Source organism: Rhizobium sp. 10PS4, from assembly GCF_032464805.1.
GTDB classification, from domain to species: Bacteria; Pseudomonadota; Alphaproteobacteria; order Rhizobiales; family Rhizobiaceae; genus Rhizobium; species Rhizobium laguerreae.
On sequence record NZ_JAWDIW010000013.1, the window covers coordinates 74,891 to 90,327 of the forward strand.

Below are 15,437 nucleotides of genomic sequence, written 5' to 3' on the forward strand. Positions count from 1 at the left end.
GGGAATCGCTCAGACGGTAAAAATATCGGACCGTCTTCCCCTCGACAGAGATGCGCTCAAGAGTGGTAATGGCGTCTATCTTCTGCGGCAGGTTAGCGTTCGCCTCGTCATTCTGAATTCTGGGAATGACGATCAGTTGGTGACTTGGCTTGAACTGGCAAGAAACAGAACAACAATGATCGTTCTCGCGTTCGGAAATCGCTTGGCCGCCAGATGGCCGACAGCCGCGCCGATCGCCCCGAATATCCCCCCAACCAGGCCGTAAACAACCGGCGCCGGCCATGTTCCCATAAAAGCAAGCATTTCCCCTCCAATGTTATCTTCTGCTGATCTGCCCGGCAGGTTGGTGATGTGCTCGCACGGGTGCCGGTAGTACACCCAAAAACAGTGAGATCATCGAGCGCGCCCGGCATGGAACCTCACATCTCGATGATCGACCGGCGGACGCGGCCGACGATGGTGACGGCGCCCTGGAATTCCGGTGGCGGCACGTCTTCGTAGGAAGCCGGCTGGAAGGGCGGGTCGTCGTTCGGGCGATAGCGCTTGTAGGTTGCGGCCCCCGTCTCGTCGGCGACGACATAAAGCGCGTTCGGCGCCAGGCGCTTGTCGCGCAGATTGACGAAAATGATCGAGCCCGGCGGCGAGATCTTGTTCATCGAATTGCCCTCGACCTCGAGCGCGATCCATTCGCCATCGGGCAGATCGAGGGCGGCGACCGTCGGGAATTCCGAAAAATCGGTGATCGGCGCCTGCTCGCTCAGCTGGCCGGCGCTGACCCAGGAGATTTTCGGGACATCGGCGACGGAGGCGGGCAGCTCATCCGGATCGAGCGCGTTGCCGGCGCCGAACTGCAGCCAGTTGAGATTGACCTTGAAAGCGCGGGCATATTTCTTCGCATCGGCAATGCCGAAGCCGTTGCGGCCGGATTCATGCGCCTTGTAGACATTGGCATTCCAGCCGAACCGATCGACGATCGCCTTCGGCCCGGCAAAGCCGGCATTCTTCCTGGCCATGACCAGCCGCTTTGCGCGTTCTTCGCGCTCAAATTGTTCCTGATCTTTCAACATGATATAAAAAATACCCCAAATTAAGGTACATGTCATGCCCTAATGTGCTTGACATCTAAGGTATTAATTGTACCCTAATCGCCATGACAAACACCGACATCATCAGCGACCACATAGCTTTTCTGGCTTTACCGGCCTGCGCGCCGCGTCCCGCGGCTGGGGAGACGGCGCCATGAGGTTCACCATTTCCTCGGAAGAGCGGCTCGCCATGGACGTCATCGCAACCGGCGTCGTCATTCACCGGCCGCACGGTCCAAGAGGAGGGCGCATGTCGGTGATCCCCGTTCGCAACGAGGACATCCCCTTCCTCGCCAAGGCCCTGCAGCAGGTGCTGAACGCCAACCGGGAGGTGGAGTCGATATGACCATCACCCTGACCGCGGCGCAGATCCAGCCACCGAACGGCCGCTACACCGGCTGCCCGATCTGCGCAAAGGCGCTGTCGATCGCCGAGGTGATCGAGCGCCACTGCGAGAATTGCGATCGGCCGACGCGGCCGGAAGAGATGCGGGAAACGATGATCCCGCCCGGCGCGCTGCCGATCCCCAACCCCGATAGCCCAGCCCCTCCCTGAGGCTATCGGCCGCTGGCGTCGTTGCCCTCCCTCGGCGACGCCAGCATCCTCGGGCGCGACGATGTCGTGTCCGACCCAGGCGGCGGCCTGGCAGACGACCGGAGCCTTTGCTCGCGCAAGAGCCGGCTCCGGTCGTCATCGATGAATTTGAATCAAGCACGGGACGAGCCACCCGCTCCGGCGGGAACGGCGGACCGCGTTCGAAATCGGAAAGAAGGATCAAGCGATGAGCATCCAGGCCGAGGCCGCGCCAGCGCAGCAGAGCACACACATGAACGCGCTCGAACTCTTCCGCACCGGCCGGGACTACATCGAAATATCAGCCATCCTCGGCACGTCGGTGCCCTCGGTGGAAAGCGAGATCCACCGGCTACGAAACGCGGAAAAGGGCGACACCGCCCAGCAGGACCATGCCGGCGAAATCCGTCACTTTGCCCGCCGCCCCGCGAGCCCCGGCGCCCCGGTCAATATTGCCCGGCGGGCGACGGAGGCTGCGGCTTTGAGGCCAACCATTCATGGGGTCGGGACTGGATCGAGCGGGAAAGGCACATCGCATGGCTAAGGACACGGTGAGTGAGGAGATCATGGAGATCCTCCGCCCGGTGCTGGGGGAGGAATTGGCGGCAGCGATCGTCGAGCATCGCAAGCGCACGCTGAAGAAGCCGCTGACGGCTTATGCCGCGCGGATGCAGGCGAGGGAATATCTCATGACCGGGGATCCGGTCGGCGCCGCCGAGATGCAGATCTTCCGCGGCTGGCAGGCGATCAAATGCGACTGGTACCTCAAGGAGAAGGCGAGGGAGGCCGGGTCGATCAACAGCAGCACGAGAAGGACAGCAGTGGATGCCGCACGAGATTTCCCCCCTGGTGAAGATCATTTCGGGGATGCTTTCTGGCTTCCCGGCATCCGCAGGCACTGATCCCGACATGCAGATCCGCGCCTATCTCGTCGCCGTCGAGGGCCTTCCGGCAGAGGCGGTCTGGCGGGCCGCCAAACGCTTCATCTCCGGCCAGGTGAGGGATCATAACCGCGCCTTTGCCCCGAGCAGTGCCAGCTTTGCCGAAGAGTGCCGCCAGCAGCAGGCGGCGATCGAGGCCGAACGCCGGCCGCGGCTGGAAGCCGTGCCCGAGGTGCCGCGGCCGAAAGTGCCGGCCTACAAGATGCAACTGCTGCGCGATGCAGCCAATGGCAGCCGCAGCGCCAAGCGGGAGCTCGCCCGAATGTTTCCCGACAACCCGATCATCGCCCGCGCCGCGCGCGATGCACAGGAGGCAGCCAAGTGACCATCACCTTTTGGACGGAAGACAAGATCGTCAAGGCGGAAAAGCTCTGGAAGGAAGGGCTGTCGGCGAGAGAAATCGCCACCCTGTTCGGCTCGAAGAAGAACACCGTCATCAACATGGCGCACCGCAACCGCGACAGGTTCCCCTCCAGGCAGGACACCTGGCATCCGCATCCGAAGGCAGGCCCGCCCGTCCAGCCGATCCGCCACCCCGACCGCGTGACACGGGTGACCCTGTCGGGCGCGCATGTGACGATGCCGCGCGTGCCCAGCATCGACGGGCCCGCTGAGCCATGAGCGCCGTCACCCCACGCGAAACCGAAGTGATCCGCTGGATGGCGGCGGGCAAGACGGCCGCCGAGATCGGCACCATTCTCGGCATCTCGCCGATCACCGTGAACACGCACATCGCCAACGCCAAGATGAAGCTCGGCGTCTTCAAGGAAACGGCGCTGGTCGCCGCGGCACTCAGAAACGGCATCATTCGATAGAAGGACCATCAGCATGGGCGGCAAAGCCACCAAGGTGAAGACAGGACGGGCAAACAAGGGCGCCGGCCGGCCGCGCAAGGAAAATGTCGAGCGTTTTCCCTGCGGCAAGATCAAGCCCTTCGAAACCGAAAAGGACAATATCAGCGTCGCGATATCAGCCCGCCGGCGCATCCACGGCTTCGGCCGGACGGTTGATGACGAGACGGTCAGGAGCCCCTTTGCCGGCTACACCCTCGGCCGCATGTTCCTCGACGGCCTGGTCACCGCCGAACAGCGCCAGGCCGGCGACGACTATGCCGAGACGATCGCCCGCTACCACAAGACCACAGGCATCCCGGCCCCGAGCCCCAGAGCGCAATCGCTGTTCTCCGTCAAAGGCCATGAGGGCGAGCCGACCGAAACCTTCGCCGACCGCGCCCGCAAAGCCAGCAACCGCATGATGGCGCTGCAGGGCATCCTGCTGCGCTGCCCCGACGGGCCGCAGGTGCGCAGCATGGTCTATAACGTCACGGTGATGGACTACGACCACCTGCGCCAGATGCCGCCGCAGCAGTTGCTGTGGCTGCGGCGGGGGTTGACGGCGTTGCGAGGGGCGAGGGGTGGGTGATGCGGTGAATGGTGTGAATGCCTACTCACCGCTCGCTGGTTCCGCTGATCCAGATAGTCGGCGCGGAAGGGATACTGTAGCGCTTCGCATAATACGGAGTCCGCCGAGAGCGTCCCGGCGGACAGGCACCACTATAGACGGCTACACCGTCGAGCAGACGCAAGAGCTGTCAGCGGTCTTAACCGCAGCAGCGCCAGTAGCCGCAGACGTATTCCGTATGTCCGAAGCGGACACGGGTATACGGCCCGACCCAATGGCAAGCACGTGAAGACATCGGTTTTTAAACCTGTGTTCAAGGCGTGCCGGTTGCGCTCTCCGACGAATAACGATATATGCGTAATGCATATTCATATAGCGAAATTGTCTTCGCTCTCGGTTTGGCACTCACGAGCACCGAGAGTCGCTGGCAATACCCGAGGCCCAGTGTTTGCACCACTGGGCCTTTTCCTTTGCCAGGAAACACATAAATCATATACACTGGGGCCAATCACTGTGCAACACGGATTCGTTTTCGCAGGGGAAAACAGTGTTCATGTTATGTTCTCATGTATCCCTTGAATGGGTATTTAAGGTGGCGAGCTAATGGCAATGGACGATGCAATTCGTAAAGCGCTGAAAAAAAAGAGGGAATTAGAAATTGAGCTTGAAAGATTGAACGAGTTTATCCGTTTCTATGAGGAGTTAACCGGAACAAAAGTAGTTCAAGATGAGATGGTGTCACCGGGCGAAGTTTTGGAGGAGACGCCCTCTCGACCTAAAATTCGAGTGCGTTTTCCCCGAGGGCCAGCGACGCCGAAGAGAATCGCTCAGGTTGCGGCGGAGGTGATTCGCGAATTGGGTACGCCAATCCGACGTGGAAGATTGGTCAAACTCATCGAGGAAAAAGGACTTATAATAAACAGCGAGGACAAAGCCCGCTATTTGGGTACCATCCTCTGGCGTCATAAGGATCAATTCACGAATATCGAAGGCCGAGGTTATTGGCTGGATGAATTGGGTGACCCGCCGGATGATGACTGACCGGCACTGCTATCTCGGACCAATTTCCAGTCGCATCAACAGCTCATCATAATATTTGTCGCCGACCTTCAACGCATCGATCTCGACAGCCCACGCCTCGAAGCCCATCGATTTATAGAGCCGGATAACCGTCTGGTTGGAGGAACGATGCAACGGTGAAGGGAATGGAGCGTCGAGCCGATGTCATCGATGATCGCAGCAGGTAATAGGCGCGAAAGCCCGGACTCCCGCGCTATCCGGTTCAAGCCGAGGGCTGCCCCTCACCCTAACCCTCTCCCCGTAAACGGGGCGAGGGGACGTGCCATGCATAGGCCGGGTGGGGAACGGAGAGGTCGCGGCATGTCCCTTCGCCCCGCAAGCGGGGAGAAGGTGGCGGCAGCCGGATGAGGGGCAGGCGGGGAACTCTGGGCAGGGTTGTCGCATGACATGAAGCCCTTGCTCGTGTCCAAAACGCCGCGAAACGTCTGCAACCGAGTAGAGCCAACGGCACTTAGTCCAAACATTTTACCAGGACAGCGTGGGCTTGACCCGAGGATCCACGCCTGCCTCGATCAGCCACGGCCATGGATCCCAGGCTCAAGGCCTGGGATGACGGAGGTTGGGGCGTGTGTTTTCGCCAGACTCCCAGCGGATCGATCCGAAACCCGCCGTGGAGCAATAGCGGACTCTGGCCGACGTCTGATGAACCCTTTTCGTTGCCGCTCCATCGGAGTATTTTGCTCCCAAACTGTCTCAACTTGGCGCTGGAGAGTGCAGTGTTTGTGGACGGCAGTCGCAGGTTTCTGCTCTTTTTGGCCGTCGCAGCGTGTCAGCTGACAGTCGCGCCACAATTGGGTGCGGCAGACGACACCGTTACCATCGACAGCGGCATGCTGAAAGGTGAGAGATCCGGCACGGTCGTCAGCTTCAAAGGCATACCCTATGCGGCACCGCCGGTGGGTGATCTCAGATGGGGCAATCCGAGACCAATGGAGACATGGAGCGGTATCAAGGATGCCCGCAATTTCGGTCCGTCCTGCATGCAGACCGATGACCTGCCGAAGTCAGAAGATTGTTTGACCCTCAATGTCTGGACACCCGCCAAGCGTTCCCGGACCCCGCTGCCGGTGATGGTTTGGATTTATGGCGGCGCTCTTGCCGAGGGAAACACCCTTCAATATCCAGGCGACCAGCTGGCCGCCCGGAGAGTTGTGTTCGTCAGCATGAACTACCGTGTAGGCCGATTGGGGTACTTTGCCCATCCGGCGCTCATGAAGGAATCCCCTGACGAGCCCGTTGGCAATTATGGTTACATGGACCAGCTTGCAGCCCTGAAATGGGTCCAGAAAAATATCGAAGCCTTCGGCGGCGATCCGAAGAAAGTGACCATATTCGGAGAGTCGGCCGGTGGCGGCTCGGTGATGGCGCACATGATATCGCCATTGTCACGGGGGCTTTTCCGCGGCGCCATTCTACAGTCGCCTGGCCTGCCTACCGCGCGTGCTGAGAGCACGCCTTTATCACCTTTGAAAGAGGCGGAGAAAACCGCGTTGGACTATGCGGCTTCTCTGGGTATCAATGGAAGCGATGCCGACGCTCTCACCGCCCTTCGGGCGCTGCCTGCCGAAAAGCTGACCGAAGGTGCATCGGCACACGACGTGCTGGAGGGAATGTCGACCGACAAGCCCGTCATCGGCGTCTCAGGCCCGATCATTGACGGACGGTTTTTGCTCGAAACGCCTGAAGCGGCCTTTGCGGCCGGCCGCCAGGCGCCGGTTCCCGTCATCGTCGGGGCAAATAATCGAGATCTCGGTCTCGGTGAGGCCGCGACGAAAGACGATCTCTTCGCGCTGTTCGGGAAGCATGCAGCCGAAGCCCGCACCCTCTACGATCCGACCGGCCAACAGACGCTCGATGAGCTGAAGCAGCAGGTTCTGGCCGACAAAACGCTTGTCGAACCGTCGCGCCACCTCGCTGACGAGATGATCCGCGCTGGTCAGCCGACGTGGTGGTATCGTTTCTCCTATGTCGCCGAGGCCCTCCGTACCGATCCGGCATGGAAAGGCACTCTGCACGGCTTCGAAATTCCGTTTACGCTCAACATTCCGGACGCACTGGTGAAAGACAAGGTTACGCCTGCCGACTGGGCCATGGCCACATTGGCGAGTGCCTACTGGGTCCAATTTGCAACGAGCGGTGATCCCAATGGCGGCTCACGGCCAAAATGGCCCCACCACGACCCCTTCGTCCACAGGGTCATCGACTTCACCAATCACGGCGTGACGTTCGGAGCAGATCCGCTGAAGCCAAGGCTCGACCTCTGGCAAAGGTATTGGGAGGAAAAGAGGTGACGGGTCGGTGCCGCCCGAATTCTGGGCACCGTTGTCGCGCCATTCAGTGGGGTAGCGAAGCCGTCTGGAAGGCTTCACGAGTCTGAGAATTTCACCAGGACACCGCGCTGGCGAAAGTAGGCCTGCATTCGCTTCCTGCCGGAACGGTTATTCTGCACGAGCCTGGCCGGGTCGAATACGGCCTCTTTTAAACCCGCCCGCGTCAACGCTGCCTTCAGGGCCGCGATATGCACGTCGATGTCGGCATTGTCCGCCTGGAGCGACTCATAAATGCGGTTTGTTGCATCTGCTACGGTCGGTTCGCTCACGATTACACTCCTGTTGTCGTTTGGCTGGCCTGACCGTATTGGGGTGAAACTTGTTCACGTCAATGGGTGACAATGGATTGGAACATTTCGTCCACTTTCGAAGATGAACCACTCAACGGCGGGAACAGCTCCGCCACCGTCCCGTGCTCCGGCCCCCGGGTAAGAAGGCGAGGTGTCCTCACCAGCGAGCTGGCCCGGACCCGCCTGCTACGCAGACTGAGAATACCCTGGCGCTGTGGCGCTTCATTCAAGGGCGGTGATGGCTGGATGGGTTTGCCGATCGTAAAGCGCCAACTCCTCGGCGGTTGGCGGCTCGAACAGCTTTGACCACCTAAGCAGGTCCGCCCGCGAGATGTCGAACGTGCCGGCAGGAAGCGCGGCGTTTCGCCGGGAGACCCGGTCCCAAAGCGCATCAAAGGGAACGTCGAGGAAGCAGAGGACGACGCGGGCACCGGCTGCGCGCGCTTCCTCGCGGCAGGTGTCGCGTTCTGCCCGTGACCACACACCCCAATCCACGACAACGTTACACTGAAGCCTGATGGCACGCAGAGCGATCTGCCATTGCAGGCCCTCGACTCTGCCTTGGCAGGGACCAGTTTCGGCTTCCGGCGTAGAGATGCCGGGGTAAAGCCTGTGCATCCAGTCGTCGCCGGTCAGACGGAGGGCAGATGTTTCATGTTCGATGATCTTGGCGAGCGACGTCTTCCCCGAACCGGGAAGACCGCAAGTGAGGTAGAGCGTGGGCATTGGAAAATCTCTGATTTGGATTGGCAAGTGGAAGCCGCCCCGCGGTGTCGTGCAGGAGTGCGCTTCGCTCAAGGCCGCAAGGCGCGGTCAATCAGAGGTGTGTTGCCATGGTCTGTCTTGTAGGACCGCTCTGCTCGGGGGTCAAGACGGAGCGCATGGGTGAGCGCACCGGTGAGGTCGTCCAACCCACTGGCTGCTTTGTGGTGCCTCCGACAATAAGCTGACTGTCAGCATCCCACCCGCAGGCGGCGCCTCCGATGCCTCGCAAATCAAAATCCGTAAGGAGGGGCAAAGAAGCAGTTCGCTTGGTCTTCGGTTGGGTGCAAGCAAATGTGAAAATGACTGTCTCCGGACGGAATGGTGGCACCATACGGAATTCGGAAGAAGTGTTGCTTTGTGACGAGGTGATGGTCGCCCGGATTGAGCAGCACTCTGAAACCGTCAGGACCGGTGCTCACGCTGGTACTCGGAATTTCGTGGCAATCGCCTCGTTCTTTGTCTCCTCGGCAGCATGCGGGTGGATAGATCCATCCCGACTCGGTGTCGTGGGCGGTAGCGCCATTCCAGTAAGACAGCGTCGATAGTATAGCTGAGAAATACAAAGCGCGATTCATCTTTAGTGTTCCGGGGGCGGCAGGTCGCAAATCTGCCGGCAATTGTGAGCGAGGTCCTGCCGCATGTAACGAACGGACTCCGATCAAATGACGATATTTCCCCGATCGGCATCGTTGGCCGAGCATGTTTCGAATTAGAAAAGCATTTGCTGATATGGTCGCCTGCGAATTCCTCGACGCCGACCATGGCAGGAGATGCGTCATGGACGTTTCATGACGCAGATGTTGTTCGCATCGCGGCTCGACTGGTCTATCCGCCCAACGGATATGATCTGGGGACCGGCGGCTTGTGACAGCGCCGCATCTGACGCGCGGTTTGGTCGCCGCTGGCCGGCCTCATTCGGGAAGCCCTGCCGTTCGCAAGGCCGCTGCCAGCGCGTCCATCAAGTACGGCTGAAACAGGTTCGTTCGCACGTAGCCGCCGACCGAGAAATTCGGCGCCACCTCCATCAGTCGTCGTGCCGCAGAGTGCGCGGCTTCGACATTGCCAAGGCCGACGTGGCTGGCCGCCAGATAGGCGTACGGGATGCTGAAGCCGGGATTTGCCCGGACCGCCAGAGCGGAGTATCTGGCTGCGTCGGCGAAGGCGCCGGCAAAGAGGTGGGTCAGGGCGAGTGCGCAGTAGGGATGGTAGCTCAGCGGATCGTCGAGCGGGCTCAGCCGCAGCGCCTTGTGCGCATGTTCCACCGCCCGCTGGTGTCGCTCGCTGTGGGCACTGACCAAAGCGCTGAAGCCAAAGGCCAGGGCCGAATTGTTGTTCAATGCGAGAGCCCGGTCGAGCACCTCGACGGCGGCGTCGTAGTCCCGGGTGAGGTTGGCGCGGACGAACGCGCCGATGCTCATCGCCTGCGGGTCGTCGCTGTTGATGCCTAACGCAATGTCGGCGTGGCTGAGTGCGGTCGCCTTGTCTGCGGGATCCAACCCGTTGCGCAGGTAGCGCTGCTCGTAACACCATGCGGCATAGCCATGCGCAGCGACATAGTCGGGCTGAAGCTCGATCGAGCGCGCCAGCAATTGCAGGGCCTTGTCCGTCTCGACGGGCGTGTTCGCGTGGGCGTGTGGCAGCGCCCGAAGGTAGAGATCGTAGGCGTCCAGACTTTCGGGCCGCTTGCGGTGCGCACGCTCGATCTCCGCACGGCGGACACTCGGTTCGATCGAGCCCACGATCTGCTCAGTCAACTGATCCTGGAGATTGAACACGTCCGTTGCCGCGCCCTCGAACCTGTCGGCCCAGACATTAGTGGCCGATGCGCCGTCGACAAGCTGGGCATTGATCCTCAGCCTCCCTCCGGACTGCCGCAAGCTGCCCTGCAGCAGGTAGCGAACGTGTAGTTCGGCGGCAATTGTGCGCAGATCGGCTTTCTCGCCCCTGAAGCCGAAGGAGGAATTGCGTGCGATGACGAACAGACCCGGGATCTTCGAGAGGTTGGTGATGATGTCCTCGACCAGGCCATCGGCGAAGTAGTCATTGGGCTCGTCGCGCATGGTGGCGAACGGCAGCACGGCGATCGAAGGGCCGCCGAGCGCACTCTCGTCGGCACGCTCCAGCGACAGGCGGTAGCCCCGCCGCGAGACGGTGGCCAAGACCGCATACCGCTCGTCGCCGAGCGCTCGCCGGATCTCGTGGATGCATTGAACGAGACTGTCGTCGGTAACGGCGGCGCCTCCCCAGACGGCTTCAAGCAGCTCGGCCTTGCTGACCAGCCTGTTCGCGTTCTGGACGAGGTGGCGAAGGACCGCAAAGGCCTGCGGCCTGAGGGCGATTGCATCGCCGTTCTCAAGACGGAGCGTCTCGTCTTCCAGGTCGACGACAACCTTGTCGTTGAGGATAAAGGTGGCAGTTGCTGGCGAACGGACCATGACGATCCTCACGTGTGACGGATCCCGTCGCCTAGCATACACCAGGTCTTCGCCGACGGCTCTTCATCCTTTCAGGGGTCCGGCCGGCGCAATTTCGGCAAACGACCGGAACTCGCTCGTTACTCGGACGCGGCGTGGTGTGTGGTCGCAATGAAGCACGACCGCGCAGGAGGCGAAAAACGATGTCTACCCGTCGTCATGCTTTCACCACTGAAAAGAACAGGAATCGCGGCTTGGTCGTCAGGCTCTGATAGGCCTGCGGAAAAAGCGTCCGGGCGCGAGGATCGGGCTGGGGCTCGCTGACGATGTCGATCTGAAATCCGGCCGATTTCAGCGCGTCGAACATGGCATGCAGCGGCCGGTGCCAGAAGCGCATGGCGATATCCTTGCCGCCGCACTGCCAGGTCTCATCGAAGCTGTAGGTCTCGAAATAATCGTCGCGGCCGGTCGAGGCGTGATCCATGAAGGGATGGTGGGTGGAAAAGACCAGGCGTCCGCCTTCGGGCAGCAGCCGGTTGAATTCCGAAAGGGGCCTCGACCAGTCGGGCAGATAATGCATGACGAGCGAGGCAAGGATCAGATCGAAAGCTTTGTCCGCAAAGGGCAATGCTTCGTTGAGATCCGCCGTTAGCAGGCGCGCGCGCCCTTCCAGGCGACGATGCGCGATTTCAAGCATGCCGGCACTGGCGTCGATCCCGGTCACAACAGCCCCGCGCTCGAGCAGCGCTGCCGCATGCGCCCCGCCTCCGCATCCCGCATCGAGCACGGAAAGCCCCGCGACATCGCCAACCAGGGCAAGAATGGCCGGCCGCTCGTAATAGGCATTCCAGGCATTGACCTCGTTATCGGCGTCATAAGCCACCGCGAACGCATCATAATCATTCTCGGCCAAGATTTTCCCATTCCGAAGACTGTTCGAGGATGTGTGTCGGCTTCTGATGCGACCGACTGTGCCTACCTCTGATCAATTTTCAACCGCATTAACAGCTCAACATGGTAAGCGTCGCCGACCTTCAACGCATCGACCTCGATGATCGCCGCAAGCAATAGCGGCGAAAGCCCGAACTCCCGCGCTATACGGTTCACGGCGAGGACTGCCCCTCACCCTAACCTTGCCGGGGTCGAGCCACTCGTCTCGACCCGTCCTGCGGACCCCCGTAAAGACGGGAGAGGGGACGTGCCACGCAAGAGCGAGGTGGGAACGGAGACGTTGCGGAATGTGCCTTCGCCCCGCCTGCGGGGAGAAGGTGGCGGCAGCCGGTTGAGGGGCAGGTGGCGATCTCTGAACGGGGGCACTGAAAAGGTTGCTCAAGCCAAGGCCCCCTCCAGCGCGGCACGCAGTGGTCGCTGTCGTCATCGAAGGCGCGGGATTGTCGTTTCGATCGCGGGAAGGGAGGCGTCCACTGCATGCCGCACGACGCTGGTAGCGCGAAATTGTTACGCGCACTTTGCCGGGAACATACCAATCCGTAAGATTGCCGCGCTGGCCGTTCGACCGCTGCACTTTACCAAAATGTATAGTTCGGGCGAGGTCCCCGTGAGGTTTGGAGCGCAGGCTTGGCGCCATCATTGCCAAGTCGAAGGTCAGCTCTTTCATGAACATGCGCGCCGCACCTGCCGCCCTTATGCCGGCCCTTCATCCGGTCAGCCTGCGGGTGAACACCTACCTGATCAATCTCGACCGTGCGCCATTGCGCAGGTTTCGAATGGAGCGCCTGCTGGCAAGCTTCGGCCTTGCCTTCGAGCGGGTGGCGGCGGTCGATGGGGCGGGGCTGAGCCTGCCGCATCCGGGCTTTGACGAAGCTGCCTATCTCAGCCGCCACGGCCGGCGGCCGAACCCTTTCGAGATCGGCTGTTATCTAAGCCACGTCGAATGCGCCAAGCGGTTCCTCGCCAGCCATGCCGAGTTCGCGCTCATTCTGGAAGACGATCTCGATTTCGATGACGATCTGGCCGAGCTGCTCGATGCCGCCCTCGATCACGGTGCGCGCTGGGACATCCTGCGCCTGTCGACCGTCAATTCCGGGCGAAAGCACAAGGTGGAGCCGCTGACCACATCGCGCTCGCTCGCCATCGCGCTGACCCGCGAGAAGGGGTCCGGCGCCTATCTGATCAATCGCAAGGCGGCGGGCTGGATTGCCGGCGTGCTTGTCCCCATGCGCCTGCCTTATGATCTCGCCTTCGATCTGGAGTTCGATGATGGGCTGAGCGCCTGCTTCGTCGATCCGCTGCCGGTCAGCCAAAGGGTCGATCCCTGCTCGCAGATTCAGGCAGCGCTTTCGACCTACCGGCTGGGCCGCCGCCGGCCGTGGAGCGTGCTGCCATATCGCACTGCCGCCGAGCTGCGCCGCTTTGCCGCCCGCTTCAGCCGGCTCGCGGCATGGCGGATGGGAGGTTGGGACCAACTGCCGAAGTGAGAGGGAAGGCGATCGAAACGATGAGGCCGGGATGATTGTCGGCCATGGTGATCTCAGCCGAATGCAGGTCGGCGATCGCCTTGACGAGGCTGAGCCCGAGGCCGCTTCCGGGCGTCGCGCGGCTCTTGTCGAGCCGGTAGAGACGCCGGAAGACCTTGTCCCTTTCATCGGCGGGAATGCCGGGGCCGCTATCGGCGACCGCAATGATGGCGCGGCCGCCCTGGCAGCGCAGCGAAATGGTGATGCCGGTTCCGGCCGGGCAGTGGTTGATCGCGTTTTCCACCAGGTTGGCGATCATCTGCGTCAGCAGATCACGGTCGCCCCGGATGAGCGCGGGACAGCGCTCCGCGATATCAAGCGCCATCAGCGCGTCTTCGGCGACATCGCCATAGACCTCGGAAATCACCGCAAGCACGGCGTCGATATCGATGGCCTGAAAACGCTCCTTGCGCGCGCCGGCCTCGATCTGGGAAATGCGCAGCAGCGCCTCGAACGTGGCGTTGATCCGGTCGCTCTCGTGTCTTGCTTCGTCAAGCAGCGCCGAAACATCCGCCTGCTGGTCGTTTCCGGCTACCGCTGCATCCAGCGTCAGGCGCAGCCTGTTCAGAGGCGTCTTCAGATCGTGGGCGATATCGGCGCTCACCTGCCGCATGCTCTCGACCAATCTCTGCAGCCGCTCCAGCGCCGCGTTGATCTGGATCGCCACCGTATCGAGATCGTCGCCGTTGCCGGTGATGGCAATGCGGGCGTCGAGCGCGCCGTGGGAGACGTCGTTCATGGTGAGGGCGACCCTGTCCAGCCGCGCCTGGGCGCGAACGGCGAGAAAGACGCCGCCGCCGATCGCGGTCGCGACGACGATCGCGGCGGCCCATTCGAAGCTGACCAGCACGATCCGCAGCATCTCGTCGACATCGTTGAAGTTTTCCGCCACCACCAGGCTGTAGGGACCGATGGTCGAGACCTGCATCCGGTAGCGTTCATGCCCCTTCAGCCCGACATCCCTGGAGGTGACGGTATAGATGCCGTTCGGGATGCGGGGTGCGGCGAAATTGCCGGCGAGTTTGCGCCCGCCTGCATCCGTCAGCGAATAGAGCCCATCGGAGGTCGACTGGAAGCTCGCATAATTGTTCAGTGTGTTGATCAGATCCTCGGTGTCACCGGGATTGTAGGTCGAGACGATGAGCGAATTCATCTCGTGGAGCGACTGTTCGAGATCACGCTCAAGGCCGAGGCGCAGCATGTGGTAAATGATCGCGCCGCTTAGGATGAAGGCGACGACGAAGAGCACGCCGAAAGTCACGGCAAGCCGGAAAGGCGTGCTCCTGCGCAGGCTGGAGCATGATGCCGAAAAATGTGCGCGGTTTTCGGACGACATCATGCTCTTACTCTTAAATTGCGAACAGGATTTGAGATTTTCCTGTTCTAGCGAGGCGCATGCAGGCTGTATCCGGTGTTGCGGACCGTATGCAGAAGCTGGACCTGGAACGGCTTGTCGACCTTGGCTCTCAGCCGGCTGATATGGGTCTCGACGACGCTGGTCTTCGGATCGAAGTGGAAATCCCAGACCCGCTCCAGCAGCATCGTCTTGGTGATGACCCGGCCTTCGCCGCGCATCAGCACCTCGAGCAGGGTGAATTCGCGCGGCTGCAGCTCGATCACCTGGCCGGCGCGGCGGGCCTCCCGCCGGATCAGATCGAGCTCGAGATCGGCAACCTTCAGCACCGTCCGCTGCTCCTGCACCGGCGGGCGCCGGCCAAGCGCATTGACGCGGGCCATGAGTTCGGAAAAGGCAAAGGGCTTGACGAGATAGTCGTCGCCGCCAGCCTCCAGCCCCTCGACCCGATCGTCGACGCCGCCGATCGAGGTCAGGAACAGCGCCGATGTGCCGATCTTGGCAGCCCGAAGTGAACGTACGATCGCCAGGCCATCGAGACCCGGCAGCATGCGATCGACGACGATGACGTCATAGGCCTCGCGCTGCGCCTGAAACAGCCCATCGCGGCCATCTCCGACCACGTCGCAGACATGCCCGGCCTCGGAAAAGCCCTTGGCAATATAATCGGACGTCTTGGTATCGTCCTCGATAAGCAGGATTCGCATCAGCCCGATCATTCCCGCCA

Annotated in this window: 18 protein-coding genes and 1 pseudogene; 11 read left to right on the plus strand and 8 right to left on the minus strand. The window is 61.4% G+C overall.

The window, feature by feature from the left end; all coding sequences use genetic code 11:
* Window positions 1-132 precede the first annotated feature (132 nt).
* Together RWJ89_RS23945 and RWJ89_RS23950 are read right to left on the minus strand one after the other, a co-directional pair.
* On the minus strand, window positions 133-303 hold the full coding sequence (locus tag RWJ89_RS23945) for a hypothetical protein (RefSeq protein ID WP_316031546.1): 171 nt from the start codon (window positions 301-303) through the stop codon (window positions 133-135).
* A 116-nt stretch (window positions 304-419) separates the two neighbouring features.
* A complete protein-coding gene (locus tag RWJ89_RS23950; protein ID WP_003546093.1) occupies window positions 420-1,067 on the minus strand; it encodes a S24 family peptidase in 648 nt (215 codons plus the stop codon).
* Window positions 1,068-1,239: 172 nt separating this feature from the next.
* On the opposite strand from RWJ89_RS23950, the gene RWJ89_RS23955 reads away from it, so the two are divergent.
* The 10 genes and pseudogenes from RWJ89_RS23955 to RWJ89_RS24000 all read left to right on the plus strand — a co-directional run bounded on the left by RWJ89_RS23955 (window position 1,240) and on the right by RWJ89_RS24000 (window position 7,371).
* Entirely contained in the window at window positions 1,240-1,431 is a 192-nt protein-coding gene (locus RWJ89_RS23955; RefSeq protein ID WP_131666961.1) for a hypothetical protein, read from the plus strand.
* Window positions 1,428-1,640: a hypothetical protein gene (locus RWJ89_RS23960; RefSeq protein WP_168287972.1), complete on the plus strand. Its 213-nt coding sequence runs from the start codon at window positions 1,428-1,430 to the stop codon at window positions 1,638-1,640. Before RWJ89_RS23955 ends, RWJ89_RS23960 begins: the two co-directional genes overlap by 4 nt.
* A 226-nt stretch (window positions 1,641-1,866) precedes the next feature.
* Window positions 1,867-2,143 (plus strand): annotated as a pseudogene (locus tag RWJ89_RS23965) (sigma-70 family RNA polymerase sigma factor).
* Between the two features lie 51 nt (window positions 2,144-2,194).
* Window positions 2,195-2,560, plus strand: a complete 366-nt coding sequence (locus RWJ89_RS23970; RefSeq protein WP_316031547.1) for a hypothetical protein — start codon at window positions 2,195-2,197, stop codon at window positions 2,558-2,560.
* Window positions 2,526-2,924 (plus strand): hypothetical protein, encoded by a 399-nt coding sequence (locus RWJ89_RS23975; RefSeq protein WP_222023345.1) that lies wholly within the window; start codon window positions 2,526-2,528, stop codon window positions 2,922-2,924. The genes RWJ89_RS23970 and RWJ89_RS23975 overlap by 35 nt, the downstream gene beginning before the upstream one ends.
* Window positions 2,921-3,220, plus strand: a complete 300-nt coding sequence (locus tag RWJ89_RS23980; protein ID WP_025393570.1) for a GcrA family cell cycle regulator — start codon at window positions 2,921-2,923, stop codon at window positions 3,218-3,220. Before RWJ89_RS23975 ends, RWJ89_RS23980 begins: the two co-directional genes overlap by 4 nt.
* Window positions 3,217-3,414 carry a response regulator transcription factor gene (locus RWJ89_RS23985; protein ID WP_025393571.1) on the plus strand — a complete coding sequence of 66 codons (198 nt, stop codon included), beginning with the start codon at window positions 3,217-3,219 and terminating at the stop codon, window positions 3,412-3,414. The genes RWJ89_RS23980 and RWJ89_RS23985 overlap by 4 nt, the downstream gene beginning before the upstream one ends.
* 13 nt (window positions 3,415-3,427) lie before the next feature.
* Window positions 3,428-4,021 carry a hypothetical protein gene (locus RWJ89_RS23990; protein ID WP_316031548.1) on the plus strand — a complete coding sequence of 198 codons (594 nt, stop codon included), beginning with the start codon at window positions 3,428-3,430 and terminating at the stop codon, window positions 4,019-4,021.
* Window positions 4,022-4,603: 582 nt separating this feature from the next.
* Window positions 4,604-5,041: a hypothetical protein gene (locus tag RWJ89_RS23995; RefSeq protein ID WP_316031549.1), complete on the plus strand. Its 438-nt coding sequence runs from the start codon at window positions 4,604-4,606 to the stop codon at window positions 5,039-5,041.
* 755 nt (window positions 5,042-5,796) lie between these two features.
* Window positions 5,797-7,371, plus strand: coding sequence for a carboxylesterase/lipase family protein (locus RWJ89_RS24000; protein WP_316031629.1), 1,575 nt, complete (start codon window positions 5,797-5,799; stop codon window positions 7,369-7,371).
* Between the two features lie 74 nt (window positions 7,372-7,445).
* On the opposite strand, the gene RWJ89_RS24005 is transcribed toward RWJ89_RS24000, so the two are convergent.
* The 4 genes from RWJ89_RS24005 to RWJ89_RS24025 all read right to left on the minus strand — a co-directional run bounded on the left by RWJ89_RS24005 (window position 7,446) and on the right by RWJ89_RS24025 (window position 11,792).
* Window positions 7,446-7,682: a hypothetical protein gene (locus RWJ89_RS24005; protein ID WP_316031630.1), complete on the minus strand. Its 237-nt coding sequence runs from the start codon at window positions 7,680-7,682 to the stop codon at window positions 7,446-7,448.
* A gap of 240 nt (window positions 7,683-7,922) precedes the next feature.
* Window positions 7,923-8,426: an AAA family ATPase gene (locus tag RWJ89_RS24010; protein WP_316031550.1), complete on the minus strand. Its 504-nt coding sequence runs from the start codon at window positions 8,424-8,426 to the stop codon at window positions 7,923-7,925.
* Window positions 8,427-9,376: 950 nt separating this feature from the next.
* A complete protein-coding gene (locus tag RWJ89_RS24020) occupies window positions 9,377-10,900 on the minus strand; it encodes a winged helix-turn-helix domain-containing protein (protein ID WP_316031551.1) in 1,524 nt (507 codons plus the stop codon).
* 196 nt (window positions 10,901-11,096) lie between these two features.
* Complete coding sequence (locus tag RWJ89_RS24025; protein ID WP_077975729.1) at window positions 11,097-11,792, minus strand: class I SAM-dependent methyltransferase; 696 nt, start codon at window positions 11,790-11,792, stop codon at window positions 11,097-11,099.
* Between the two features lie 703 nt (window positions 11,793-12,495).
* Here RWJ89_RS24025 and RWJ89_RS24030 point away from each other — a divergent pair.
* On the plus strand, window positions 12,496-13,317 hold the full coding sequence (locus RWJ89_RS24030; protein WP_316031631.1) for a glycosyltransferase family 25 protein: 822 nt from the start codon (window positions 12,496-12,498) through the stop codon (window positions 13,315-13,317).
* On the opposite strand, the gene RWJ89_RS24035 is transcribed toward RWJ89_RS24030, so the two are convergent.
* Window positions 13,265-14,695 carry a HAMP domain-containing sensor histidine kinase gene (locus RWJ89_RS24035; protein WP_316031552.1) on the minus strand — a complete coding sequence of 477 codons (1,431 nt, stop codon included), beginning with the start codon at window positions 14,693-14,695 and terminating at the stop codon, window positions 13,265-13,267. The two genes, RWJ89_RS24030 and RWJ89_RS24035, sit on opposite strands and share 53 nt — an antisense overlap.
* Before the next feature lie 44 nt (window positions 14,696-14,739).
* Entirely contained in the window at window positions 14,740-15,417 is a 678-nt protein-coding gene (locus RWJ89_RS24040; RefSeq protein ID WP_077976261.1) for a winged helix-turn-helix domain-containing protein, read from the minus strand.
* Window positions 15,418-15,437 lie beyond the last annotated feature (20 nt).